The sequence below is a fragment of the Agromyces sp. Leaf222 genome (assembly GCF_001421565.1).
GTDB lineage: Bacteria > Actinomycetota > Actinomycetes > Actinomycetales > Microbacteriaceae > Agromyces.
The window spans coordinates 2,446,521-2,470,893 of sequence record NZ_LMKQ01000001.1 but is presented as its reverse complement, the minus strand read 5'-3'; the positions used below and the strand labels follow the sequence as shown (position 1 = coordinate 2,470,893).

Genomic DNA, 24,373 nt, shown 5'->3' with positions numbered 1-24,373 from the left:
CTTCGTTCAGGTCACGCGCGTATCCTGAAATTCGGTCTGGTCTGGGACTCCGTTGCGGGGCCACGACCGGCGCGTTGTCGAGGGTCGCTCGAATTGGTCAGACGCGCGCTTCTTGCTAGAGTAAATCCGCTGCAACACGCACGCATGATCCTCCATAGCTCAATTGGCAGAGCAATCGGCTGTTAACCGATAGGTTCTTGGTTCGAGTCCAAGTGGGGGAGCCAGACAGGCCCCGCGTTCTTCGGAATGCGGGGCCTTCGTCGTTCACGGCCCGCATCGGCGGCGACCCGCCCCGATCACCTTTTCAGGACCACATCGGTCATGGCTGCATATTGCACGCAACGCCGATGTGGTCCTGAAATGGTTGGTGGGACGGGCTGTTCGGCGGGTGCGCGGAGCCCGACGGACGTGCAAGCGGTCAGCGCGCGGCGTCGGTCGCGAGGTACGCCCAGGCCTCGAGTCCGGACGCGAGCACGACGGCCCGGCGAACGTAGTCGTCGACCTCGTAGGCGTCGGTCGCCGACAGTTCGTCGTCGGTCAACTCGAGGAATGCGCCCTCGACGGCGTCGTGCGCACTGCCGCGGCGGAGGATCGGATGCCGGTCGGACCCGCTCGTGGCGATGACCGCGGCATCCGTGATGCGCAGCCAGTCGAGGCGGAACCCGGGCAGGGCGTCGGCGGTCGTCGGCACCTCGCGCCCGTAGAGCGCCGTCTGCACGGCGGCCTGGCGGAGGGTGCCGTAGGAGAACACGCGGTGCGTCATGCCAGCAGCCTATGGGTGGCCCGCTCGGGCGCGGTGGCTCTGGCCTAGGCTTACGCGAGGTGTCGTCGCGACGGGTGGTCGCCGACGCCGCACCGGTCGAACGGGTCGACCGGCCGACGCAGCGGGAGGCGAACGTGCACGACGAACGCGCCGCCGACGCGTCGGATCCCGGCGTGGAGCCGGCCTCGGCGCGTTCCGCCGTGATCCGCGACTCGCTCTCGGTCGGGCTCGCGACGGCCGCCTACGGCATCTCGTTCGGGGCGTTGTCGGTGGCATCCGGGCTCGACGTCTGGCAGACGATGTTCCTCAGCCTGGTGATGTTCACCGGGGGGTCGCAGTTCGCGCTCATCGGCGTGCTCGCCGGCGGTGGTGCCGCGGCGGCCGGGCCGGCGATCGCCGCGGCCGCCCTGCTCGGCGTGCGCAACGTGGTCTACGGCATGCGCATGAAGCCGCTCGTCGACCGCGGCGGGCCCGTGCGTCGCGTCGCCGCGGCGTGGATCACGATCGACGAGTCGACCGCCGTCGCCCTCGCGCAGACCGAGGAGCGTTCGGCACGCCTCGGGTTCTGGCTCACGGGCGGCATCGTCTTCGTCGGCTGGAACCTGACCACGCTGCTCGGCGCGCTCATCGGCGACGCCCTCGGCGACACGCGCGCGTGGGGGCTCGATGCGGCCGCGGCCGCCGCGTTCCTCGGGCTGCTCTGGCCGCGCCTGAAGCGATTCCAGGCGGGCGCCGTCGCGGTGGGCGCCGCGGTCGTCGCGACGATCGCCACGCCGGTGCTCATGCCGGGTCTGCCCGTGCTCGTCGCGGCATCCGTCGCCCTGCTCGTCGGCTGGTTCGACTGGTTCGACCGCAAGGGGCCGACGGCATGACGACCTGGCACGTGATCCTCATCGCCGCAGCGGCGACGCTCGCGCTGAAGCTCGGCGGCTACGTCGTGCCGGCCGGCTTCCTCGAGCGCGAGCGGCCGGCGCGCATCGCCGACCTGCTCACGGTCGCCCTGCTCGCGGCGCTCATCGCCGTGCAGACCCTCGGCGCCGGGCAGGCGATCGTGCTCGACGCGCGCGTGCCCGCCCTGCTCGTCGCCGCCGCGCTCTACGCGCTGCGGGTGCCGTTCGTGGTCGTCGTCATCGCGGCCGCGGCGGTCGCCGCCGGCATCCGCGCCTTCACCTGAGCATCGTCAGTCGAGCGGATGCCGCGACGCGGCGTCGAGCGCCCGCACGCCGCCGCGAGCGGCGGGCGGGGTCAGCCCTCGAGGTCGTCGACGCCGGGCATCCACGAGACGCCGGGCTCGCCCCAACCGACCTTGCGGCAGATCTTCGCGACGATGCGCTGCTCCTTGTCGGTGAGCCGATCGGTGTAGAGCGTGCCCTCGAGGTGGTCGAACTCGTGCTGGAAGATGCGGGCGAGCCACCCCTCTGCCTCGATCTCGAAGGGCTCGCCGTCGAGGTCGGTCGCGCGCAGCACCGCGCGATCGGCGCGACGCAGCGGGAACCGCTCGCCGGGGAACGAGAGGCAGCCCTCGGACTCGTCGTCGGGATCGGGGTGACCGGGCGTGAGCGGGGTGATGAGCAGCTCGGGGTTGATCGCCACGCCGCGCCACGACTGCTCGGACTCATCGGTCCACGTGAACGTGAAGATCCGCAACGGCACCCCGACCTGCGGTGCGGCCAGGCCGACGCCCGGCGCGGCATCCATCGTCTCGTACAGGTCGCGTACGAGCTGGCGGATGTCGTCGTCGATCGTCTCGACGGGGAGCGCGGGGGAGTGGAGCACCGGATCGCCGGTGATGCGAATGGGAAGCACGGCCATTCGCCAAGGATATCGACGCCGGGAGGGTAGGGTTTTTCCGTGGATCCTGAACTGAGCGACCTCACCGAGCAGATCGCCCTCGACCCCACGCAGTTCATCGGCATCCCGTTGGCGCTCATCGGCGCCGTCTTCCTGTCGCTCGGCGCCCAGTTCCAGCACCGCGGCGTGACCAAGGTCGAGGCGCACACCCGCGACTCGCTCGGCACGGGCCTCGGACTCAACCAGCTCTGGCTCCTGCTGTCGCGACCCTCGTGGGTCATCGGCACGCTCATGCTCGGCCTCGCGATCGTGTTCCAGCTCTCGAGCCTCTACTTCGCGCCGATCATCGTCGTGCAGCCGCTCGGTGCGATCGCCCTCGTGATCACGTCGATCCTGAACTCGCGCGTCAACAAGGTGAAGCTCAACTCGAAGTCGATCACCGCGATCGTGATGTGCGTGGGCGGCGTGTTCCTGTTCGTGGGCGTCGCGGCGTTCACCGCGGTCGACAAGCCCGTCACAGAGCGGCAGTTGATCGTCATCCTCTCGCTCCTCGCGCTCGTGCTGGTCGCCGCCGGCCTCGCGTTCTGGTTCTTCCGCAGCCGTATCCGCGCGGTCTTCTACGTGATCATGGCCGGCGTGCTCTACGGCTTCGTCGCCACGCTCGCGAAGGTCGTCATCGGCCGCGTGCAGCAGGGCGAGTTCGAGTGGCTGACGTTCGCCTGCGTGATCGGACTGCTCCTGGCGACCGCGCTCGGTGCGTACTTCGTGCAGAACGCCTACGCGTCGGGTCCACCCGACCTGGTGATCGCGGGGCTCACGGTCGTCGACCCGATCGTGGCCGTGCTGATCGGCATCGTCGTGCTCGGCGAGGCGTCGCAGGCCGGCATCTTCGCGAACGTGACGTTCGCCATTGCCGGTGCGATCGCCGTGTGGGGCGTGTTCCTGCTCGCGCGCAACCACCCGCAGACGAGGCTCTGAGGTCGATCCGGCTCGGCTCCGGCACTGATCCGATGCGGCCGCGACGCTGGGCGACATGCCCGTGAAGCCGCTGACGTAGCGGACTGAATAGACTATCTTCGAACACATCGCCCGCGAACATCCCTGCGCCGTGGCGAGATCGGCCGAATCGGCCGCCCCAGAATTGTGAGGAACATCTCCACGTGTCTGACACTCCCGGTGCGACATCCGCCAGTGCCGCTGACCGCGCAGAGCCGGAACGTCCGCTCAGAATCCTGATCGGTGCCGACACCTTCGCCCCCAACGTGAACGGAGCCGCGCGCTTCGCCGAGCGTCTCGCAGCCGGCCTCGTCGAGCGAGGCCACGAGGTGCACGTCGTCGCACCCGCCGCGAGCCGCAAGAGCGGATCGTGGTCCGAGGTGCACGAGGGGCAGGAGATCACCGCGCACCGCCTGTACAGCTGGCGCTGGTACCCCCACGACTGGCTGCGCTTCGCGCTGCCCTGGCGCATCAAGCAGAACAGCGCCCGCATCATCGATGCCGTGAAGCCCGACGTCGTGCACTTCCAGTCGCACATCATCGTCGGGCGCGGCCTCTCGGTCGAGGCGGAGAAGCGCGGCATCCGCATCGTCGGCACCAACCACTTCATGCCCGAGAACATGCTCGAGTTCACCCTGCTGCCCAAGGCCTGGCAGGACTGGGCCGTCGGCCTCGCCTGGAAGGCCGCCGGTCGCACGTTCGGCCGCGCCGAGGCGGTCACGACGCCCACGCTCAAGGCTGCGCAGTTCCTCGAGAGGCACACCGGGCTCCGCGACGTGCACGCCATCTCGTGCGGCATCGACGCGCACAAGTACTCCCCGAACTGGGAGCCGCGCACCGAGAACCGCATTCTCTTCGTCGGCCGTGTCACGGGCGAGAAGCAGATCGACGTGCTGCTGCGGGCACTCACGCTGCTCCCGGAAGCGCTCGACGCGAAGGTCGAGATCGTCGGCGGCGGCGACCAGAAGCGAAACCTCGAGAACCTCGCGACCGAGCTCGGCATCGCCGACCGCGTCACCTTCACCGGCTACGTGACCGACGAGGAGCTCCGCGAGGCCTACCACCGCGCATCCGTGCTCGCGATGCCGTCGATCGCCGAACTCCAGAGCATCGTCACCATGGAGGCCATGGCCTCGGCGCTGCCCGTGGTCGCCGCCAACGCCATGGCGCTGCCGCACCTCGTGCACGACGGCGAGAACGGCTACCTCTTCGAGCCGAGCAACCCCGAAGACCTCGCGGCGAAGCTCCGCACGGTGCTCGAGGCATCCGCCGACGACTACAACGCGATGAAGGCGTCGTCGCTCAAGTACATCAAGGCCCACGACATCACTCGCACGCTCGACACGTTCGAGAGTCTGTATCGTGGTCAGCGCGTGACCGATCCGGTCACCGAGTCGATGCCGGTCATACTGCCCGACTGACGTCGCTCGAGGGGCGGTAGCTCAGCCGGTTAGAGCAGTGGACTCATAATCCATCGGTCACGGGTTCAAGTCCCGTCCGCCCTACCTCGATATCTGTCTGATCAGGTCTTCTTGTCCTATTGAAAGGGCAGAGACTTGACTGGCTCTCCATCTATTCACCACAAATGCGCACGAACGGGCGCGCGTTGCAGTTGGCAATCGACTCGTCTGGCGCTACCTCGGCCCGTCTGGTGCTCGCCGAATCGGCGTGGCTCTGGAGGTCGGCGTAGTTCGGTTGAACTGGGCTCAGCGTCGCGCAAGGTGCACCTGTCCGGTATGGACACGGAGCGATTTATAGGACTCGGCCTCGAGCCAGTACTCACGACGAGCGAGCTTGCCGAGTACCTCGGCGTGCACGTACAGGCGATCTACGATCTGCGCACCGACGGGCGAGGCCCGGCCGGCATCCGCGTGGGTCGGGAGATCCGCTTCCGCATCTCCGATGTGCTGCACTGGCTGGACGGGATGCACGAACCCGAGAGTGCGGTCTCTGGATCGGGGGAGCGCTGATGGCGGGCCGACCACGCCAGCCCGTCGGCACCTTCGGATCGATTGCCACGACCGAGTACGCGTCGGGGAGGTTCCGAGCAACAACGAGATTCCGCGACTGGGATGGTCAATCACGAAAGGTCACTGCAACGGCGAAGAGCCGGAAGGGCGCCGAGACCGCCCTGAAACTCGAGCTTGCGAATCGGATGCGTGTGAGTGGAGGCCGCGACGACGTGACCGCGGACTCATCGTTCGCGGACCTTGCGGCGGCCTGGGTCGAAGACCTCCGAATGGATGTCGATCGTTCGGAGAGCACGAAGGACACGTATCAGAAAGCACTTCGGCTCTGGGTCATGCCGGCCTTCGAGAACTTCACCGTTCGCGAGATGACCGTGGCCAGGCTCGACCGCTTCCTGAAGGCGCAACGCGTGACGTCGTATTCGCGCGCCAAACAATCCAAGACCATCCTCAGCATGATCCTCGGGTTTGCCACTCGCCATGGCGTCATCGCGGCGAACCCGATCAAGGAGACCACCCAGATGAAGCGCCCGAAGAAGGTGCCCAAGGCGCTCACAATGGAGCAGGTCGCCTCGATCCGGCGCGCCGCCCGTGAGCACGGTATCGGTCGTATGGGGGTCAAGCCTGACGGCCAGGTGCGTGACGTGATCGAGGTAATGCTCGGCACCGCGACGCGGATCGGCGAAGCGCTCGCGCTACGCAAAGTCGACATCGATATGACAGTCGACCCGCCTACCGCTCGGATCGCCGGCACGATCGTTTGGCGCAAGGGCGCCGGTGTGAGCCGGCAGTCCCATCCCAAGACTCATGAATCGAACCGACTCGTCGCAGTTCCGGCGTTCGCCGCCGAGGTGCTGCGTCGCCGTCTAGCGCTGATTCCGGATGCCGAACGCGAGGATCATGAGCATCTGTTGTTCTTCACCCGAAATGGCACGCCGCTCGCTCCATACAACGTTCGACGAACGTTCCGGCAGATCCTTGACGAGGCGGGCCTCGGCGACCTTCAAATCAGTCCGCACGCCTTCCGTCGCACGGGAGCCACGCTGCTCGCGCACGAACTCGGCATCCAGGCGGCAGCCGACCAGCTTGGCCACACGTCGACGTCCACGACGAAAGAGCACTACGCCGAGCCAGATCGCCGCGTAGACCCGCTGCCGGCACAGGTATTGCAGCGGCTGGCGCCCGACGAAGAACTGCCGCTGGACCTTTAGTAGGACTCTGTGGCTGTTGGGGTCATCGCCAACTGGTCAACTCGAATGGGAAGACCGAAAGGCCCAACCGCTGCAAGACGTAGGCGCTGAACGGTGCGGCGAGTTCTGCCGGCGCTGCCAACTGCTGCGGACGAGCTAGTTCCCGTGCAGTCGCCGCTGTTCGAGGTCGATGACGACGAACTCGACGAAGTCGGCTTCGCGATCAGCGATGGGTGCGTCGTCGATGGGGTCGGCGGGAGGTTCGCCGGGCCAGGCGGTTTGGCGGGTAGGGCGGTCGCGGTCGAGGCGGGTGCCTGAGGAGGCGACCCAATCGTGGAGGCGGCTGCGGGCGTCAGCGAAGTCGCGGTGCCAGCCGAAGGGTGCGGAGCCGTGCTGGTCGGGGTCGTAGGCGCTGAGCCAATGCAGGTGGAGGGCTGAGAGCTCCCAGACGAGTTCTGGGTGTCGGTGCCAGAGTGGCGGGATGATCGAGGCCGGAAGTCCGTAGGTTCGGCGGAGCCAGTTGACCCAGCGGTTGAGCTCGATCCACGCGACCTCCGCTTCTTCGGTGGTGAGCAGGTTCCAATTGATCGGGTGTGGCGGCTCGGCGAGCAGTTGCTCGCCGAGGTCGTCGAACGCGTCGTCGTCGAATGATGCGGTGAACCCGCTGGCGCCGAGCCAGGAGTCCTGCTCGGCGTCAGCGGACTCGGTGCGTGGCACTGTCATCGCCGTGCGCTCACAGCCCGAGCACCGCGTTCCCGAACGGCGACGGAACAGCATCGCGTTGGGCCGCAGCTTCCCGGGCGGTGCTGGATGAGTCGTGGGCGACGGCCGAGGCATCCGTCTGGATCGTCGCGTGCCGGCGGGTGCGGTCGACTTCGTAGTCGGTGCGGGCGAGGTCGTGGCCGAGCTTCTTGGCGACGAACTCTTCGCGGTCCACGATCTCGCCGTCGTGTTCGACTTGGAAGGTGCGGACGTAGCCTTCGGCGACGAAGCTGTCGCCCTTGGCGAACCGGGTCACGGCTCGGTCGGCGGTGGCGCGGTAGGCGACGAGGTCGTGGAACGTGGGGGCGAGTTCGGTGAAGCTTCCGTCATCCTCGCGACGGAACCGGGGCTGCCCGATGCGGGCGTAGAAGCGGGTCTCGCCGCGTTCGGTGACGGTCTGCTGAGGTTCGGTTGCGATGAACCCGGAGATCGATTGCTGGGTGTGCAGAGCCATGGGACTGTGCCTTCCTATGTTGGGCGGATCGATGATCCGCGTTCACCAACCAGGTGCACTGCGCGTGTCATCGCGGTTCGCCATGCTGCTAGTCAGTGGGCTGCGTGGTCTCGTCATCGGCGAGCTCGAGCGCGGTGCCAGATGGAGGTGCGGGCGCGCGGAGCAGCGATTCGATTTCTTCGCGCCATGCGCGGAGCTGTTTCACCTCGCGCCGGCTGGTCCAAATGCGGAGGCGGGCGATGATCGGCGGCGCCGAGCGGAGCAGGATCAGGCCGGTTCCGAACGGGAGCGTGCGGATCGCGTCGGGCGGCATGGTCGCGATGCGGCGAATGGAACGTTGCGCGGAGCGGAATCCGCGGTCGCCGATCGTGGTCGAGTTTGTCGTGTCGTCGCGGTCGCCGATCAGGGTGGAGAGGTCGTGGAGGTCTTTCGAGTTCGAGGCGCCGCCGAGGACGATCTTCACAATCGAGGCATCCCAGATCGTGCTGGCGGCGCTATCGGACCATTTGGTGCGCGCCTGGGCGAGCGACTGGAGCACGGGCATGGTGGTGATGCCGGTGCCGCCGCCTTCGGCCATGAGGTTCGGCAATGAGGGGAGCGGTGCGAGGTTGCCGATCTCGTCGAGGGCGAGGAGCAACGGGGGGTCGAGTCTGGCGCCGGTGTTGCGGGCGGCGAGGCGTCGGGCGGTCTCGATGAGGTCTTCGAGGAACGCGGCGACGAGCGATGCCGAGTTGTTCGCGCCGGCGCCGGTCGCGAGCAGGTACAGGGTGCCGTTGCTCTGGAGGAAGTCTTCCGGGTGGAACTGTTCGTCGGGCCCGGGCGAGACCGCGTTGAGCACGCGCGGGTCGGCCAGGGCGCCGAGAGAGAGCGACACGCCCTGCCAGATGGAGTCCCGGGTGCGTGGGTCGGCCTCGAGCATGGCTTGGAGCGAGTCACCCCATCCGGTCGCAGCGGCCGGGTGGGAGGTGAGGATAGCGGACGCGTCGGCGGCGGACGCGGGGTCAAGGGTCCAACGGAAGAGCTCAGCGGGGGAGCGACGGTCGAGGGCCGCGGCGTGCAGGAGTGCTTGGAGGGCGACGCGAGTCTTCGCCTCCCAGAAGCCACCGCCCTCGACGCCCCCAGCGGAGAGTCCGGTTCCGGCGGCGAGGCCGGCCGCTCGAATCATCGCGACCAGTGGATCTTCGCAGCCGCGAATCGGTGACCATCGCAGGCCTGACGGGATGCCGGGCGCGAGCTGTTGGGGATCGAAGACGGCGACCGGTCCGCATCGCTGTCTCGCGCGCAGGGTGGCGGTGAGGTTGTCGGGACGGGTTGAGGTCGTGACGACGGGGCCCGGGGAGTCGAGGATCGCGTTGATCACGATGTGTGCACCTTTGCCGGACCTGGGCGGGCCGATGACCAGGATCGAGTCCTCGACGGATGCCCACACGTCGATGCCTCGCGAAGTACCGAGCTGGTAGCCGACATCCGCTGGCATCGCGTCGCTGAGTGACGGGCGGAGGTGACGGGCTCGCCGAAGGAGTGCGCGGCGAGACGCGCTGCGCGAGACGTCGGCCTTCGAAGCAACGCCGGGCAGACGAAAGGGGTCGAGGGGGCGATCCCGGTTCGAGGCTCGCAACAACCGCCAGATGACGATGCTGCAAGTGCCCACAACGGTGAGCATGACGATGGCAGTCGTCCAGTACGCGACCGGATGCAGGTCTGGAGCGCCCAGCGCAGTGCCGGGCTCGCTCGGGTCGAGAAGAACGGCAAGGCCACTCGCCGGGCCGCTGGTCGGTTGCGGGATGCCAGCGGCCCATGCCGCTGCGCTGCCGGCCGCGCGAAGAACCAGGGCGAGTCCTGCTGAGCCGATCAGGGCGGCCATGCCGAGGTTGGTGAGCTCATCGCCGAGCGCACTCTCGGTGCGATCGCCCGTCATGATCAGCGTGCGACGCCGGCTGCGCGGCGTTGTGTGCGTCGCGGTGCGGCAGCGAAGGTGCGCTCGGCGGCGTAGCGGACGGCGGGGTCGGTGAGGGCGGTGATGTCGTCGGCATCCATGACGAGGGTTGCGATTCCATCTTGGATCAGACGGTGCGTGCCCGCACTCGCGGGCGACGTGAGGGGACCAGGGATCGCGGCGACAGGGCGGCCGAGCGCGTGGGCGATGCTGGCGACATTGAGGGATGCGGAGCGAGGGCCAGCCTCGACGATGATAGTCGCGCTGCCCAGTGCGGCCAGGAGACGGCCGCGTTGCAGAAAGCGCCACTTGGTGGGCGCCGCGTCTGGGGGGAGCTCACTGATGAGCAGGCCGCCGGTCGCGGTGACGTTTGTGAAGAGGTCGTCGTGCCCGGTCGGGTTGGGTCGGTCGAGCCCACCGGCGAGGACCACGATCGATCGTCCGGGTGAAGTGGCCGTTGTGGCGCGGATTGCGGCGGCGTCGATGCCGTACGCGCCACCCGTGATGATCACCTTTCCGCGGCTGGCGAGGTCGGTCGCGAGATCGCCCGCGATGTGATCGCCGTACGTCGTCGCTGCCCGCGCGCCGGCGATCGTGACGCGCTCGGCGATTGGGACGGTCAACGGGGCGACGTCGCCCTTCAGCCAGAGCGCCATCGGCGCACTCGGCCCCAGATGATTGAGCTCGGCAGGCCAGGCTTCATCGGCCGGAGTGATCACCCTCAGATCTCGCTGCGCCATACGAGCGTTGATGCGGTCCGGTTCGCCTGGGCTCAGGCGGGCAGCGAGCCGCCGGCGCCAGAGTTCGCCTTCGGCGGTGTCGATGTCGGAAGGGAGCGTGCCGCGTGACTCCAGCAGCGTGAGCGTTTCGACTGCGCCTAAACGGGCGACGAGAATGCCGGTGATGATGTCTGCGGGTTCGGCAACGGCGGCCAGCGTCATCCGTGCCGTTCGTTCGTCGGGTGCAGTCACGACCCCTCCTCGGTGTGTCCGGAAGGTGTGCCTGCGCTGTCGTCGCGGCGCGACAATCTGAGCGACATTAGCCGGCGCCAGCCATCATGCGTGCGGTGGTGTCGAAAGCGGCAAGCTCGTCTGGGTGCAGTTGGTGTTGCACGACGAAGCTGCGGTCCTTGACTCGCCAGAGGCCCTGCCCGAGTCCGAGCGTCGGCAGTAGCTTCTGCTCGGTGCCCGACAGCCCGAGAGCCGTGGCGGTGGACCCGAGCTGATCCGGTTCTTGCCGGTAGACGATGCGGGTCTCTGCGTTCGCGAGCAAGGAGGAGGCGAGGGCGCGCATCGCGGAGCCGGAGTCGCCGACGTTGTCGAGGTCGGAGAGCTTGTGGAAAATCAACATGTTCGCGATGCCGTAGTGGCGAGCGAGTCGCCACTGAGCGTCCATGCGCCGCAGTAGCGCGGGGTACGCCATCAGCCGCCACGCCTCGTCATAGATGACCCACCGCTGTCCGCCGTCGGGATCGGCGAGCGCGGATTCCATCCACGCCGATGAGCACGTCATGAGCACCGAGATCAGCGTCGAGTTCTCGGCAACGCGAGACAGGTCGAGCGAGACCATCGGCAGGCTCGGATCGAACCGCACCGTGGAGGGGCCGTCAAACAATCCGGCAAGGTCGCCTGCCACGAGGCGCCGAAGTGCGTGACCGACGAGGCGGCCATCTTCTGTGAGTCGGCCATCCGGGTCATCCGCGGTGCTCGGCTGGAGTACGCGGTCGACGACCATCGGCAGGATCGGCACCTCGGCGCTGCGCACCGCATCGCTGAGAGCGAGATCGATCGCGGTGTGCTCGAGCGGTGTCAGCGGGCGGTCGAGCACGGTCTCGGCAAGCGCGCCGATGAGATCGCGTCGGCGCGCGGCGAGCTGCGCCGCCCATTCCGCATCGGATGCCGCGGCGGGCCTGTGCCCTTCGTCGAGAGGGTTGAGACGGTTGCGGAGTCCGTGGCCCAGGATAATCGCACGCCCGCCGACTGCTTCGGCAACGGCCGTGTGCTCGCCCTTCGGATCACCGGGGACGTACACGCGCCGACCGAACGGCAGCGACCGAGTGTAGAGCGATTTCGCCAGCGAGGACTTGCCAGAGCCGACGATGCCGGCAAGCACGACGTTCGGCGCCGTGATCATGCCCCGCTGGTACAGCACCCACGGGTCGTACACGAAGGAACCACCAGAGTAGAGGTCCTGGCCGACGAACACGCCAGCAGACCCGAGGCCCGCCTCTGCGAGGAACGGGTAGTGCCCGGCGAGCGTGGCAGAGGTGTCCTGATGCTTGGGCAACTTGAGCCGACCCGGTGTTCGAAGCGCCGCGGGCCCAGGTTCGCCCGCCGCTGGCAGGTATCCGGCTGCGCGTGTCTCTGCGCGCTCGGCATTCGCCCGGATTCGACGTTCGCTGGCAGCTGCGCGCTCAGCGTCGCGCTCGATCTTCGCGGCGAGGCGTCGGCGACCTCGTCGCTCTCGGCGAGGCTCGTCGCGCGGGCTGACTAGCGCTGCGGTGTGTAGTCGTTCGTCGAGGCTCACAACGCCACCACGCGCTGGCCCGACGTCGCCGAGACCGCCGCTGTCGGGTTCGCCATCCAGGCGTCGGCGATCGACTGGGGCGTTCGCTCGAAGGGGGCGAGCACGTCCGATGGTGCGAAGTTGGGTTCGGCCTCGGGCTCGTATCGGCGCAAGAGCGACACGTACCCGAAGGTGTCGCTGTAGGTGAGCGCGTATGGCGAACCGAACGGCTCGATCGTGTGATCAGTACTCCCAGCCGGCACTGCGTCGTAGACATAGCCGTTGACGAGCGCGGCTTCGATCGTTTCGTCCCCGTGATCAAAATGCTTGAGCCGGTAGATCGCGGAGATCGGACCCTCCCGATCGATTACCGAAAGCAGGTCCTCGGCCTCCTCACCCTGCAGGAAGACGACGCTGATCCACCGCGTCGACGGCTCATCACGTTCGAAGGTGTACATGCTCGGCTCCAATCAGGGATGCTTCACACGGAAGGTGTGCAGGACTCTCGTCTTCTCGGATGGCCTGCGTTAGTTCTGTCTTCCCGCGCTGCTTCAAGTCGGTGAAGGCATTTGAACCGAATGCGTTCAGCAGGTCTGATCGGCCGCGCCTATCGATCTGTCTTGGATGGGCTCGGGGATCAACTTCCGGGCCTAGACGTTTCTGCAGAGTGGGAGTGTTGCTGCGGAGAACGCCTGTGCTTGCTGTCCGGTCAGCCGTCGCACCTCGCATGACGCCTGGATCGCAGCCTGTTCGATCGTTGCGACAGCGGCGTCGAGGTCGTCGACGGTGGACGCCGACACCGAGATCAGCCCGGTCACGCGCAGCACGCCGTGGCCGGCGGTGAGGTCGGCTTCTTGCTGGAGGACGTCGCCGTACTCCGCTGTTGCGGAGGCATCCTCGATCTGGCCGACCCGGCTTCGCTGATGGGCGTCGCTGATGAGCTCGGTCTTCTTCTTCCGGAGGTCTCGCGCCGCCTGATCGGCGCGCACCGGAATGTAGTGCAGCGAAAGGGTACGAAGGACGCCGTTCGTGAAGACGAGCGGTGCAAGGAAGCCGGGGTAGACCTGCGACCGTGGCCACTCGCTGATCCAGAGGACGGCGTGGAAAGCCGTGTCCGTGCGGAGGCGGTCCCACGATTCGGTCACAGCGACTGGGCCGGCGGTGGCGAGGTCTCGTCCGACATCCGGGTAGCGGTCGAGCTCGACGCCGATCGAGGGGTCGTACGCCGAGCGCAGCGCTGTCGCGAGTTCCGGAGCGGTGATCCAGCCGCCGACGATGAGGTCAGCGGTGCGCAGGGCGCCGGACAGCGCGGTCATTTCCTGTCGGAGCACGGTAGCCGCGCCGCGCATGCCGCCCCCGTTCGCGCGTACCTGCCTCGAGGCGGCGTTCAAGTCGAGCGCGAGGCTGATCGTGGTGGCGTGCCGCTCGCCGGCCGGTCCGGCGCGTTCGATGAGGTCGCGATAGGTGTTCGCGGCCCACGAGTCGTCGTCGGTGCCGTGATGTTCCCACCATTCGGCGAGTCCGGTGCCGGAGTCGGGGAGGGTGCGTTCGCTCACCTGGATGCGTGCGAGCCGACCTGAGCGGCACGCGCCGGCGAGCACGCGACCCCACCCTTGCACTCGTCGGTGCTGCTCGCCGGGGTCGACGAGGGCGAATGCCGGGTGAGAGATCGAGACGATCGCCGTGAGGGTCTGCTCGTGCGGGTCATGGATCATCACCGCTCCTGACTCTGGATCCTGCCACTCGCGGAGCGCGGCCGCGTCACCGGGGAGCGCGAGCGTGCCGACCGGGCGGGGCCGCATGATCCTGCGCCGGTAAGTGAGCTGCCCGCGCGCAGCGCGAAGCATCCATTTGGTCGTGATGGGCACCCATTCGACGAGCTTCCTTCCGCCGATAGGGATCACCGCGGTGAGTGCTGCGGGCCCCCAAATCGGCGAGGTCCAGGCGACGCCGGATGCCCCGGCCGTGTAGAGCGCGCTCACGAGCGTGAGCAGTGCGGTACCCGACGCGACGAACTGTGGCATGGACAGGCCGAGCAGCACCCCCCGTTTGGTGAGCCGGGAGAACTGCACCGGGGCGAGCCTCGTGCCGAAGAGGGCGGTGTCGGTGTGCATGGTCAGGCATCCTTTCGCGGAGGCATCGGGGTGATGGGCAGGCTCGGTTCAGTGGGCCGCGGGCGCGATTCCGGGGCAGGTGGCAGGGATGCCGTGGGCGTTGCGCTTGCGGACGCATCCGGGGTACCCGCATGCGCGTCGCCGACTTGACCGAGGGAGCTACCGAATCGATGACCGGCGCTCGCCGTTGCCCCGACCACCTGCGCGCCTGCGACGGCAGCGAGTCCGATCGGGCCAGCGGCTGCCCCTGCTCCTGACGCCCCAGCTGTGCCGGCTCCAGCCGAGGCGCCACTTCCCGCGGCGCCTGCCCCCGCCGACGACGCAGCACCACCGCTCGAGGCGGGCGATGAGCCACCGGCGTGCCCAGCGGTCGCACCAGTCGGCGTTGTGGGTACAGCGCCACCGGCATCACTGCCGCCGCGACCGCCGTCGAGCACCTTCTTGGCGTTGTCGAGGCTTGGACCGCTGGGCACCGGTACCGGGCGATTCAGTGCGGACTTCGCCTCCTGCTCGCTGGACATCGCGTGATACATGTCGAATCCGACGAAGTTCAAGAACTTGTAGGTGATGTAGGGCGCGAACGCGGCGACGAACATCAACACGATGCCGGCGATCGGGTCGCTGATCGAGGCGAGATCCGCGTCGATTGGGGCGGCTACCTGGGCGATGGCAACGAGGAAGATCACGACGAGCACGAGCTTCGACAGGACGAGGGCCACGATGAACGCGACCCACTTGCCGAACCATCCCTTCGTGGCATCCCAGGTCGCGCCGGCCAATGCGATCGGGCCGAATACGACCGCGACCAGCAAGAGCGCCTTGCGAATCAGGAGGGAGAACCAGACGATCGCCGCGGCGCTGATCGCGAGGGCGGACAGGAAGATCGTGATGATCGCTCCCACGCCCGGGGCCCCAATATTGATCGTCGCGAGGCCGCTGGCAAGGAGGGCAATGCGGTCACCCATGCCCGCCATCGTGTTGCCGGTGGCTTGAACGATGCCGATCGTGAGCTGGTCAGTGATCTCGAGCAGCAGCGCGGTCAGGCCGACGATCACGAACGATCCGAGGATCGATTTCGCCAGACCGAGGCCGGCGCGGGGGAGCGCGGTCGGGTCGCGGTGCACGAGCCCGGTGATCAGCTGCAAGAAGAAGAAGATCAGCGTCACGAATACGGCGACGCCGAACAGGACGTTGAAGACCTGCAGGTAGGTCGGGTCGGTGACATCGACGAGGGTTGTGGTGTCGAACGCCGTCCAGACGGCTTCGAACATCCATGCCGCGGCCGAGCCCATCGCCGAGGCCAGCCAGTCGAACGGCGCTGTGACGAGCGACGCGGTGCCCTCGCCGACGTTCGTGCAGACCTCGGCGATGACTGGGACGTCGCAGATGCTCATCGTCCTGCCCTCGGCGGATGCCGCTGTCGATCAGATGGCTTGGCCGACGTTCCAGAAGAAGTTCGTCAGCGTCACCGCAGCTCCGCAGATGATCGCTGCGCCGCACGCGATCAGTACGCCTGACTTGCCCCGCGATGCCAGGTGCGGATTCGACGAGTTCGCGCCGAAGCCCCAGACGATTGCAGCGACGATCAGCGCGAGCACGGCGAGGATCAAGCCGACGGTCATGACTGCGCCGACGATGACACGGAGCTGGTCGATGCCGGGCAGGCCGGTGCCATTGGGGTCGATGTCGATCATGGTGAGCTCCTCAACTCTCAAACTGGGAATCACCGTGAGGTGCGCAATTGCTACCGGGCAGTTGAGCGCGCAAAGAGGGGTTAGAGCTGACCGATCGCCTCGGCGAGCACAAGTTCCGGTGCCTGGCCAATCTGCTGCTGCCCCTTGCCGGATTCGAAGTGCAGCCCAGGCGTTCTGCTTCTCCGATGGCGGCGCCATCAACAGCCCTCGCCAGTACGCGTCGTTTCCGCGCGTGCCAGTTAGCGCGTCGTCCGCCAATCAGTCAGCCCTTCAGCAGCGCATGGTCGGTTACATCCCTGAGCCGACCGAGAGTAGGAAGTTCGCCCACGCGATGCCGCAGCCGGCCAATGCTGCCGAGCCAGCAGCGACCAACACCCCAATGCGAGCACGACCGGCGGTCTGAACATGGCCATTCGACGATGCAAGCGCCCACGTCACGGCGCTGATGATGAGCATGAGCACGGCGAAGATCAGCACGTAGGTCATGAGCGCGCCGATGATGCTGCGGAGCTCGGTGGCGGCACCAACGGCGCCGAAGTCGGGGAAGATGTCCATTTCAGTGGGTCCTTTCGGGGCGGCATCCGGCGATCGTGAGGTCGGCGTCACCGACACCTGCTGCCCCATGGTCTGACAGCCAGTCGACGGCGTCCACGGCAGGCTCGCCCTGGCCGCCGGGGTGGATCTCGAGGTGCAGGTGCGGGCCAGTCGATTTGCCTGCTGAGCCGACGTCGCCGATGTGTTGGCCGGCCGCCACGGTGTCTCCGACGGCGACGTGGATGCCCTCGTCGTACATGTGTGCGTAGAAGGAGGCGACCGTCAGGCCGGCGACGGTGTGCTCGAGCACGATCAGCCCGCCGTACGTTCCGCGTTCACCGGCGAAGACAACTCGGCCGTCCGCCACGGCCAGGATCGCCGTGCCCGCAGGCGCCGCCAGGTCGCTGCCGGCGTGGAAGCGGCGCTCGCCGGTGACTGGGTCGACACGCCAACCGAAGCTGTCGGTGCCCGTGTAGGTGCCATCCGGCAGGGGGAACACGACCCGCGTGGTCTCCGGCACGCGTGGGGGAGCGGCCCCTGCGCCGCTGCCTGCACGCCCGCCGGAGCGAGTGAGCTCCGTGAGGATCGACTCGGCGACCGGTTCGTACTCGCGGTAGCGATCTGGGAAGGCGCTGACCTCGACGGCCTGAGCCGCGGCACCGCGGTCGAGCTCCCGCCAACCGAAGACGTCGAGCAGGCCCCGTGGCGAGCCCGCGTTCGGCCCAGTCGTACCGCCGTAGAAGGCGCGGGCTTGGTAGTCCGGGTTCATCAGCTCCGCGACGCTGCCCCATCCAGATGCCGGTCGCATCTGGAACAGTCCGAGTGAATCGTGATCAGAGCCGTTGCCGTCATTGGGGTACCTAGCCGATTCGGGGTGCGCGCTGGGATTCGCGAGCATCCTGAGACCGGATTCGGTGAGCGCGGCCATGATGGCGATGATCACGCCGTCGCGACCGACCCCGACGGTCTGTGAGCCGACCGTCGTGATCGTCGCAGCGTGGCCGAGCTGGCTCTTGTTCAGAGCGATGGTGTGGCCGGATCGGGTCGTAGCCGTCAGTGAGTCGGGGATATCTCCGATGATCAATGAACCCGATGCGCAGGCGCGCGCTGCAGGGTTGACGAATGCGGCAACGCCGACGAGCGCTGCCGGTGGGCCGGCAAAGAGCAGAACGAGAAGGATGATGGCGAGGCGATGCATCCGCGGGCCTCACTGCAGCGGCGCATCGGGTCGGGAGAGTCGAAGCAGTCGGCATGGGTGCGAGTCCGGGCAATCGATGAAGACCGTGAAGGACACGGCGCGTTCGCTTGCGACTGGAGCGCCCTTCCACGTCCCGTATCGCTCCGCGGTTCCCGAGATCGTGAACGCGGATGCGCCGGGCCGCAGCTGCAACGCCGAGGCTTGCGACCGAGCGGCGGCCCAGGCATCGGGCACTTCGATCACCTCGATGCGAAGTCGCTGGCGGGTGCCGTATGTCCGCAACTCGTCCCAGAGTGCGCCGTCCGGGATATACGAGCGCACGTCGGCCGCGACGCCATTCGCCTCGTCGCCATCGCTCGCGTCGATGAGTGGCTGTGCCCATGCATTCGCACCGCCGTCGGCCCGAGTGTCCCAACCGAACAGCGCGCTGCCGACGCTCCGCGCGAACCGGCCGGCGTCCTTGGTTTCTGCAACGGCATTTGGCGTCGCCACGGACTCACGCGGAGCCGGCCGCGAGCTCGCCGCGGTCGTCTGCAGCTCGGCCGTCTGTGCGGCGGCAGGACCGCGAAGCAGACCGAAGAGTCCGACGCCAATGAGCGCGAGCAGGATGGTCGCGCCGCCGATGAGGGCGATCAACGCGCTGCGGCTTCGCATGGATGTCACGAGCTGATTCCTCCTCGACCTCGATGGCTTCAGTCATCGGAGAGGAGAGCCGCGTCATCCTGATGCGGCGAGGGCGCGACGTCGGAGGTTGCGAAGCGACTCGGCGAACTCGACTGATCCTTCGATCGTCGCCTCGAACTGGGCCCACTGCTCGTCGGTCAGCGCTGCCGCCACCTCTTCGGCATCGAAGCGCCGCCACCACTCGTGCAGGTCCGACCACTGCAGGACGAATGCGCGAGCCGGAAGTCTCAGGAGCTCGCCGTCATCCCGCGCTGCCGACACACGACCGCGCCGCTTGGACCGCGGCTCCGACTTCACCCGAGTGAGTGCCGTCTGCGCGAGCTGCTGCAGTTCCGTCTCCTCGTCGAGGTCATCAGTGCCTTCGAGCTGCTCCGTCAGCGCGCGCAGCGTGGGCTTCACGGGCGCCCCGCCATCGATGGCTTCGAGGGCCCGCCTCGCATCTGCTCGGACGTCGGCCGGTGCGGTCTCGTCATCCGCGATCTGCTGCAGCCGCCCGATGCGTTCGTGCGTGTTGTACGAGCGAGAGCCGCTGACGAGTTGGGCGGCCTGGGCGCGGGCATCCCCGGACCCGCGTGGACTCGGTGCCGCACCCGGTGCGGCACCGTCCGGGTGAGCTCCGCCGGCTTGGAACCGGCTCGCCTGCTGTCGCCTCTGGGCATCCTCCGCGAGCAGTTCCTTGACCTCTCGGTACAGGGCAGCGGCCTCGGTCGGCGCGAGGGACTTGTGCAGCGCGTTGTCGTCTTGTTCAGCGAGCAGCCGGGCGAGATCATCGGAGATCCCCGATCGCACCCAGACACTGATCTGTCGGAGCCCGAGCAGCCGAAGGGCAGCGAGGCGGCGCGCGCCGCAGACCAGATCCCCATCCGGCGTGACGGTGATCGGCTGCAACAGTCCCTGCCGCTCGATGGAGGCGGCGAGTCCTTTGATGTCGCCGAGGTCGTGGCGGTGACGCGCACCAATGCGGATCGATTCGATCGACCGATCAAGCTCGATGTGTCCCTGCCCGCCGGTCATGAGAGCACCCTCGGCGCATTGACGACGATCTCCGTCACCAGATCATCGTCATGTAGGAGCGCACGAAGCGGCTCCCCGACAAGCAGGCGCCACAGGATGCCGCGTCCGGCGACCGTGTGCTGATGCAACGGATCGCAGCACCCGAGCAACGCCTTGAGCATTGCGAGCCAGGCTCGTTGGGGCAGATCCAGGTGGGCGCGGGCTGAGGCATCTCGTCGGAGCGATTCGTACGCAGATGCCCGTGACGGCGCATCGGCGAGGCGGCCACAGACATACTCGACGCCGGAGCTGGCGCGGTCGCGAGGCCAGCCGAGAAGCCTGAAGAGCATGATCGCGTCTCGAACGGCGGCGCTTACGTCCTCGCGGTTGCTGTGGTCCGGGTCGAAGTCGACCGGTTCGGTGCGGAACGCTGGGTGGTACTCCGGCAACTCGTGTTCGCGGTCGCTGAATCGCTCGGCGTCGTGAAAGGCCGACACCTTCGCTCGTCGTGCCTGATGCACTGAGCAGAGCAACCCCTGCGCTCGCTCTTCGGCGATGCAGGTCACCTGCACCGCACGGGTGACGAGTGCCCACGGGTCGTCGGCGCGAAGCGTCGCTGGCGCACGCATTGCGTCGAACGCGGCCGACGCTGCCTCCCAAGGATCGAGGCCGTGCTTGCGCGCAAGCGCCGAATACTTCTCCGCCGCGAATTGCAAGAGGGCGGATGCTTCGGGGTCGGTGCGCCAGGCATCGCCATCGGATTCCTGCAGCTGCCGAAGCAGTGTTCGCAGGCCTTCTGACGTGCGAAACGCCTGCGTGGCGTCTTCCCGAGTTGAGCTCCAGTTCATCGCGGCACCTCCTGTCGGTTCGGTGCGTGTTGCCGCGGTCAGCAGGATGCTCATGATTCACCGCCGTCCAAGGCCTGCGCGGGCAACTTGGGCGGGCGCGGGGGAGCGGCCGAACTCGGAGAGGGGAGGGAGCTTGGCAGCGCGCTCCCGGATCGCGCGCCGGGTGGATGCCGGTGCTCGGCGCAGGCGGCGCGCGAGATCCGCTTCGAGATCGAGGCCGCGACTCGCGACTCGTCCAGTGCTCGAGTTCAAGAGATCTGAAGCACGAACCCAGACGATTCCCGGCCGCTGGTCGGACCCGTTCGGTTCACCCGCGAGACGTTCCGTTCCGATCGTGGATCGGGATGCGTCGACGAGAGCTCGAATGCGCTCACGAAGATCACCCTCTCTGACACCTGGCTGAGTCAGAGTCTTCCTGGCCGCCTGATCGCCCATCGCCCGAGACTTCTCGAACTCGTCTTCATCCATCGCTCGCACCTTCCCTTAGGGTGTCGGTCTGCGAGGAAGGTGCGCCGACGTGATCGCTCAGCCAACGCCCGATCGTGGACGGGTGCACGCCGAGTTTTTTCGCGATCGCCGCGTTCGACCAACCGAGCGACCGCAGCGATGACGCATCGTCGCGGATGGCGATGGGGGCCGACGTCGCAGCAGCAGGCGGGAGCGCACGCCGCGCCTTCGCCACAGCGCGCGCCGGTGCTGTCGATGTCGTGATGTGCCGGGTATCCGGTTGGGTGCTGCTCTTCGAACCCATCAGCACCGACGTCAGGTGGGTGATGGCCAACAGCACCATCGGCGGCACGGATGCGACGCAGGCCGCGAGCACCAGCGGAACCTCGGTCGTCTCCGCAACGACTGCATGAATCGCGTTCGCGGCAACCGAGATGCCGGCGCCCGCGACCAGCAGCATCCACGGATACCAGGCGCCCCGGGTGCCGGTGAGTGCGACCGCTGCGACCGTCGCGACCACAATGATGCCGTCGACGATGAGCGGCCACATCCACGCCTGACCGGCATCCACTCCGGAACGCCGTGCGAGATCGCTGAGCGAAGTGAACGAGAGCCAGAACGCACCCGCGGCGATGAAGACGGTACCGGCGACCGCAGTCAACGTCGCCAGCCGAACATCATTGGAACGCGGCGTCATCGCCTGCATGATGACTCGCTGATCCGCGTTGCGACCACCGGGCGTTCCTGCCAGACGGCCTGCGCAGCCGAGCTCCGACTGACGTGGCGTTGGGCTGACCGGATGGTGATGGCGATCTCGTCGTCGGCGAGGCCCGCGCTCGAGGCGGCCGCACCGAGCGCGTCTTCGATTGTGACGGCCATGAGCCCTGCCTCGGCGAGTCGGCATGCTGCCCAGAACAGGCCGTGATTCCGCTCGCCTTCCCGCAGCTGAGCCACCCACGCCGCGAGGCGCTGCCGGTCCACGGTGCCGGGTAGCGCTGCCGACGGCGGGGCTTGCGCAACATCCCTTCGCGGTCGTACCGAGTTCGGATCGATCAGCGAGCGAAGCGCGGCCGCGTCGACCGGGCGCGGCTCCCCTGAGCTGAGCGAGGAGAGTCGGTACGTGGCGCAACCGGTGTCGATTGAGATGCACGAGGGCGGGACCACGACGTAGCCGCCGTCGCCGCGGAAATCGATGTGAGCCGTCGCTGACTGCCAGCAGCGTTGCGGCCGGTCGATGGCACTGGGGAAGTACACGTGCATCCCACCTGAGGGGGTGCGGACTCGTGCGTACTCGCCGTCCAGAATGCCGGCCGCTTGTGCCACCGAGAAGGCGTCGAAACCAGATCGCTCGTCCGTGACGTCGACGTCGACGACTTCGAGACCGGACCGTGCGCCAGTCGGCACCGCCAGGTTCGCGTTCGGCCAGGCCGACCACCATTCGGCGACCACCCCGGAATCGGCGGTCGCATCATGGAAGCCGGCCAACGTCAGCGGTCGCTTGCCTCCGGCGATGCAGGGGAACACCGGTATGCCGGCATCCGCGAACGCGCGTGCGGCGTCACGCGGGCTCAGCCTGCTCGTGAGGAGCAGAACCTCGCCGAACCTCATGCGAGCCCCCGCGTGCTGATCCGGTCCATCGCTCTGTTCGGCGGCGCAGTCGGAGCGAGCGAGCGAGCTGCGGCGACCTGCACCTGCCCGAGCGCGACGGGATCGCCGTCGTCGAGCTGCGGCGTTCGGAGCTCATCGAGGATGCCGCCTGCCGCGCGTCGTACCCGTTCGCCGGTGGCCTGCACGACCTCGACAGGCGTGATCCCGGGCACCGAGTCGGCCCACCCGGACACGTATGGAACCGTGAAGACCGAAGTGTCCATGCCGTGCGCGGCGCCGATCATGAGCGCGACCGATTCGGCCTCGACCTCGGCGATCCCACGATGCTGAGGGACGTCATCTGAGGGGTTCGTACCTGCGAGCGGTCCGATCCCGCGTGGCGCCGCCACCGGGTCGTGAAGTTGGAGGTGCGCCAGCTCGTGTGCCAGCGTTTTGACGGCCGCGGCCGGCTCGAGATCGGCGCGCACGAGCACGGTGCGATCAGCGAAGTTAGTGAGCCCGTTCGCGCCACCGAGCGCGGTGGCATCCGGTGCCGAAGACAGGACGAAGCCGGCGCGATCAACCAGTGCGGCGAGAGCATCCCACAACCCCGTTGGTGCCTCGCCACGGAGCAGCCTCGGTGCAGGCCGCTGGGGGAGTGGCCGCCCGTCGGTTTGCGAGACATCCCAGACGTAGGTGGGTCGAACGCCGACGAGCTTCGGTCGGACCACTTCGCCAGCTCTGGGGCGCTCAGCTGACGCGAGCCTGTGCCACGCGCCCGGATCGGCCGGGTCGGCGGTCGCGAATCTCGCGGTCAGCGGCGCGAGGATCGCGTACCCGTGTTGGCCCGCGGTCACGCGTCGCCCGAGCGCCTGCCATTGCTTGAAGCCCGCGACGAAGGTCGGGGCAGGCTCGGGCACTGTTCCGAGCTGGTAGGCGGCGGCGTGCTGTACGTGGATGAGCAGCACGTTGTTGAACGACCGTCGACGAAAGCGCGCTGCGAACTCGATCGCCTTGACCCAAGCGTCGCCAGACACGAGCTGTTCGACGGCAACGGTCAGGCGTTCGTGAAGCTCAGCGATCTTGGCGTCGCGTTCGACGCGCTGGCCTGGAATCGACGACACGACGACCACCTTCCGGAGCGAGGGCCGCGCGGATGGGCGGCTATCGCAGAGGTGTGCTGATCGCGCACGGGGTCACCCCCGGCGCGTTGGAGCGGTCATGTCGTCGACGCGGGCCCTGCTGGCGAAGACATGCGCGATGTATGCACTGTGCAAGAAACTCCCTTCATTGAGCATGCTCAACAGTCCGTCGATGTTCGGTCTACCACGCTCGATTGAGCATGCGCAACCCTTGTCTTGAGCATGCTCAATTGGTACATTGAAGAATGCTCAATTTGGATGAGCGGCAACACCTGACCCTGCCTGACCCGAAGGAAGAGGGGCTGAAAAGCATGGCTGACGTCGAGAACCGCCAATCGGCGGAGAATCTGGCGAACCGCCTGCGGTTGCTCATCGACGTCGCGATAGCCGAGACGGGCGCGGAGCCGACCTATTCACAGATCGCGGCATTCCTGAGCGAGCGCGGAACGAAGCTTTCGCGCTCCCGCTGGACGTACATGGTCAACGGCCATCGATGGGTGCAAGACCGCCGCCTCTATGAAGGGCTTGCCGCATACTTCGACGTGGATGCCGAGTTCCTTGCTGGCGACGACGGCGCGGTCACGCCGGAACGAGTGAGCGCACAGCTCGACCTCGTGCGATCCATGCGTGCTGCGCGCGTCAAGGCGTACGCCGCCCGTACATTGGGCGACATCTCGCCCGATGCGCTCCATGCCATCAGCAGATATCTCGATGAGGAGATCACCCGTTCGTGACCAGCGGCGCCCGAACGTCGCGGATCCTGGCCCA

The 24,373-nt window shown here is 67.6% G+C and carries 26 protein-coding genes and 2 tRNA genes; 9 read left to right on the top strand and 19 right to left on the bottom strand.

What is annotated here, in order from left to right:
• The first annotated feature begins 148 nt into the window (after positions 1–148).
• Positions 149–224: transfer RNA gene (locus ASE68_RS10975), tRNA-Asn, on the top strand.
• 194 nt (positions 225–418) lie between these two features.
• Here ASE68_RS10975 and ASE68_RS10970 read toward each other — a convergent pair.
• Positions 419–763 carry a gamma-glutamylcyclotransferase family protein gene (locus tag ASE68_RS10970; protein ID WP_055858332.1) on the bottom strand — a complete coding sequence of 115 codons (345 nt, stop codon included), beginning with the start codon at positions 761–763 and terminating at the stop codon, positions 419–421.
• 173 nt (positions 764–936) lie between these two features.
• On the opposite strand from ASE68_RS10970, the gene ASE68_RS10965 reads away from it, so the two are divergent.
• Together ASE68_RS10965 and ASE68_RS10960 are read left to right on the top strand one after the other, a co-directional pair.
• Entirely contained in the window at positions 937–1,635 is a 699-nt protein-coding gene (locus tag ASE68_RS10965) for an AzlC family ABC transporter permease (RefSeq protein ID WP_055861182.1), read from the top strand.
• Complete coding sequence (locus ASE68_RS10960; protein WP_055858329.1) at positions 1,632–1,937, top strand: AzlD domain-containing protein; 306 nt, start codon at positions 1,632–1,634, stop codon at positions 1,935–1,937. Before ASE68_RS10965 ends, ASE68_RS10960 begins: the two co-directional genes overlap by 4 nt.
• Positions 1,938–2,008: 71 nt before the next feature.
• Here the strand turns inward: ASE68_RS10960 and def are convergent, their stop codons facing one another.
• Positions 2,009–2,575 carry a peptide deformylase gene (gene def, locus ASE68_RS10955; protein ID WP_055858327.1) on the bottom strand — a complete coding sequence of 189 codons (567 nt, stop codon included), beginning with the start codon at positions 2,573–2,575 and terminating at the stop codon, positions 2,009–2,011.
• A gap of 39 nt (positions 2,576–2,614) precedes the next feature.
• Here def and ASE68_RS10950 point away from each other — a divergent pair, with 39 nt between their 5' ends.
• The 5 genes from ASE68_RS10950 to ASE68_RS10930 all read left to right on the top strand — a co-directional run bounded on the left by ASE68_RS10950 (position 2,615) and on the right by ASE68_RS10930 (position 6,728).
• Complete coding sequence (locus ASE68_RS10950; RefSeq protein WP_055858324.1) at positions 2,615–3,532, top strand: DMT family transporter; 918 nt, start codon at positions 2,615–2,617, stop codon at positions 3,530–3,532.
• A gap of 182 nt (positions 3,533–3,714) precedes the next feature.
• A complete protein-coding gene (locus ASE68_RS10945; protein ID WP_055858321.1) occupies positions 3,715–4,971 on the top strand; it encodes a glycosyltransferase in 1,257 nt (418 codons plus the stop codon).
• Between the two features lie 10 nt (positions 4,972–4,981).
• Positions 4,982–5,055, top strand: a tRNA-Ile gene (locus ASE68_RS10940).
• A 231-nt stretch (positions 5,056–5,286) separates the two neighbouring features.
• Positions 5,287–5,520: a helix-turn-helix domain-containing protein gene (locus ASE68_RS10935; protein ID WP_055861179.1), complete on the top strand. Its 234-nt coding sequence runs from the start codon at positions 5,287–5,289 to the stop codon at positions 5,518–5,520.
• The gene (locus tag ASE68_RS10930) at positions 5,520–6,728 is read left to right on the top strand and encodes a tyrosine-type recombinase/integrase (RefSeq protein ID WP_082462181.1); all 1,209 of its coding nucleotides are present in this window, start codon (positions 5,520–5,522) and stop codon (positions 6,726–6,728) included. The genes ASE68_RS10935 and ASE68_RS10930 overlap by 1 nt, the downstream gene beginning before the upstream one ends.
• A 135-nt stretch (positions 6,729–6,863) precedes the next feature.
• Here the strand turns inward: ASE68_RS10930 and ASE68_RS10925 are convergent, their stop codons facing one another.
• The 17 genes from ASE68_RS10925 to ASE68_RS10845 form a co-directional block, all read right to left on the bottom strand.
• Positions 6,864–7,430: a DUF4913 domain-containing protein gene (locus ASE68_RS10925; protein ID WP_235480834.1), complete on the bottom strand. Its 567-nt coding sequence runs from the start codon at positions 7,428–7,430 to the stop codon at positions 6,864–6,866.
• A gap of 10 nt (positions 7,431–7,440) precedes the next feature.
• Positions 7,441–7,923, bottom strand: coding sequence for a single-stranded DNA-binding protein (locus tag ASE68_RS10920; RefSeq protein WP_082462179.1), 483 nt, complete (start codon positions 7,921–7,923; stop codon positions 7,441–7,443).
• Between the two features lie 88 nt (positions 7,924–8,011).
• The gene (locus tag ASE68_RS10915; protein ID WP_055858317.1) at positions 8,012–9,841 is read right to left on the bottom strand and encodes a type IV secretory system conjugative DNA transfer family protein; all 1,830 of its coding nucleotides are present in this window, start codon (positions 9,839–9,841) and stop codon (positions 8,012–8,014) included.
• A 2-nt stretch (positions 9,842–9,843) separates the two neighbouring features.
• The gene (locus ASE68_RS10910) at positions 9,844–10,830 is read right to left on the bottom strand and encodes a DNA-processing protein DprA (protein ID WP_157421618.1); all 987 of its coding nucleotides are present in this window, start codon (positions 10,828–10,830) and stop codon (positions 9,844–9,846) included.
• Between the two features lie 67 nt (positions 10,831–10,897).
• Complete coding sequence (locus ASE68_RS10905; protein ID WP_055858311.1) at positions 10,898–12,385, bottom strand: ATP-binding protein; 1,488 nt, start codon at positions 12,383–12,385, stop codon at positions 10,898–10,900.
• Entirely contained in the window at positions 12,382–12,822 is a 441-nt protein-coding gene (locus ASE68_RS10900; protein ID WP_055858308.1) for a hypothetical protein, read from the bottom strand. The genes ASE68_RS10905 and ASE68_RS10900 overlap by 4 nt, the downstream gene beginning before the upstream one ends.
• A gap of 192 nt (positions 12,823–13,014) precedes the next feature.
• A complete protein-coding gene (locus ASE68_RS10895) occupies positions 13,015–14,478 on the bottom strand; it encodes an SCO6880 family protein (RefSeq protein WP_055858305.1) in 1,464 nt (487 codons plus the stop codon).
• 2 nt (positions 14,479–14,480) lie between these two features.
• Positions 14,481–15,872 (bottom strand): conjugal transfer protein TrbL, encoded by a 1,392-nt coding sequence (locus ASE68_RS10890; RefSeq protein WP_055858303.1) that lies wholly within the window; start codon positions 15,870–15,872, stop codon positions 14,481–14,483.
• Between the two features lie 30 nt (positions 15,873–15,902).
• Positions 15,903–16,172, bottom strand: a complete 270-nt coding sequence (locus ASE68_RS10885) for a DUF6112 family protein (RefSeq protein WP_055858299.1) — start codon at positions 16,170–16,172, stop codon at positions 15,903–15,905.
• A gap of 288 nt (positions 16,173–16,460) precedes the next feature.
• The gene (locus ASE68_RS10880) at positions 16,461–16,727 is read right to left on the bottom strand and encodes a DUF6112 family protein (RefSeq protein WP_055858296.1); all 267 of its coding nucleotides are present in this window, start codon (positions 16,725–16,727) and stop codon (positions 16,461–16,463) included.
• 1 nt (position 16,728) lies between these two features.
• Positions 16,729–17,904 (bottom strand): M23 family metallopeptidase, encoded by a 1,176-nt coding sequence (locus ASE68_RS10875; protein ID WP_055858294.1) that lies wholly within the window; start codon positions 17,902–17,904, stop codon positions 16,729–16,731.
• 9 nt (positions 17,905–17,913) lie between these two features.
• On the bottom strand, positions 17,914–18,540 hold the full coding sequence (locus ASE68_RS10870; protein WP_235480833.1) for a hypothetical protein: 627 nt from the start codon (positions 18,538–18,540) through the stop codon (positions 17,914–17,916).
• Between the two features lie 81 nt (positions 18,541–18,621).
• Positions 18,622–19,602 (bottom strand): ParB N-terminal domain-containing protein, encoded by a 981-nt coding sequence (locus ASE68_RS10865; RefSeq protein WP_055858288.1) that lies wholly within the window; start codon positions 19,600–19,602, stop codon positions 18,622–18,624.
• Complete coding sequence (locus tag ASE68_RS10860; protein ID WP_369800075.1) at positions 19,599–20,483, bottom strand: hypothetical protein; 885 nt, start codon at positions 20,481–20,483, stop codon at positions 19,599–19,601. Before ASE68_RS10860 ends, ASE68_RS10865 begins: the two co-directional genes overlap by 4 nt.
• A 406-nt stretch (positions 20,484–20,889) precedes the next feature.
• A complete protein-coding gene (locus ASE68_RS10855) occupies positions 20,890–21,582 on the bottom strand; it encodes a DUF2637 domain-containing protein (RefSeq protein WP_055858282.1) in 693 nt (230 codons plus the stop codon).
• Entirely contained in the window at positions 21,570–22,484 is a 915-nt protein-coding gene (locus ASE68_RS10850) for a bifunctional DNA primase/polymerase (RefSeq protein WP_055858279.1), read from the bottom strand. Before ASE68_RS10850 ends, ASE68_RS10855 begins: the two co-directional genes overlap by 13 nt.
• Positions 22,481–23,587 carry an ArdC family protein gene (locus ASE68_RS10845; RefSeq protein ID WP_055861176.1) on the bottom strand — a complete coding sequence of 369 codons (1,107 nt, stop codon included), beginning with the start codon at positions 23,585–23,587 and terminating at the stop codon, positions 22,481–22,483. Before ASE68_RS10845 ends, ASE68_RS10850 begins: the two co-directional genes overlap by 4 nt.
• A gap of 272 nt (positions 23,588–23,859) precedes the next feature.
• Between ASE68_RS10845 and ASE68_RS10840 the strand changes: the two genes are divergently transcribed.
• On the top strand, positions 23,860–24,339 hold the full coding sequence (locus ASE68_RS10840; RefSeq protein WP_235480832.1) for a hypothetical protein: 480 nt from the start codon (positions 23,860–23,862) through the stop codon (positions 24,337–24,339).
• Positions 24,340–24,373 lie beyond the last annotated feature (34 nt).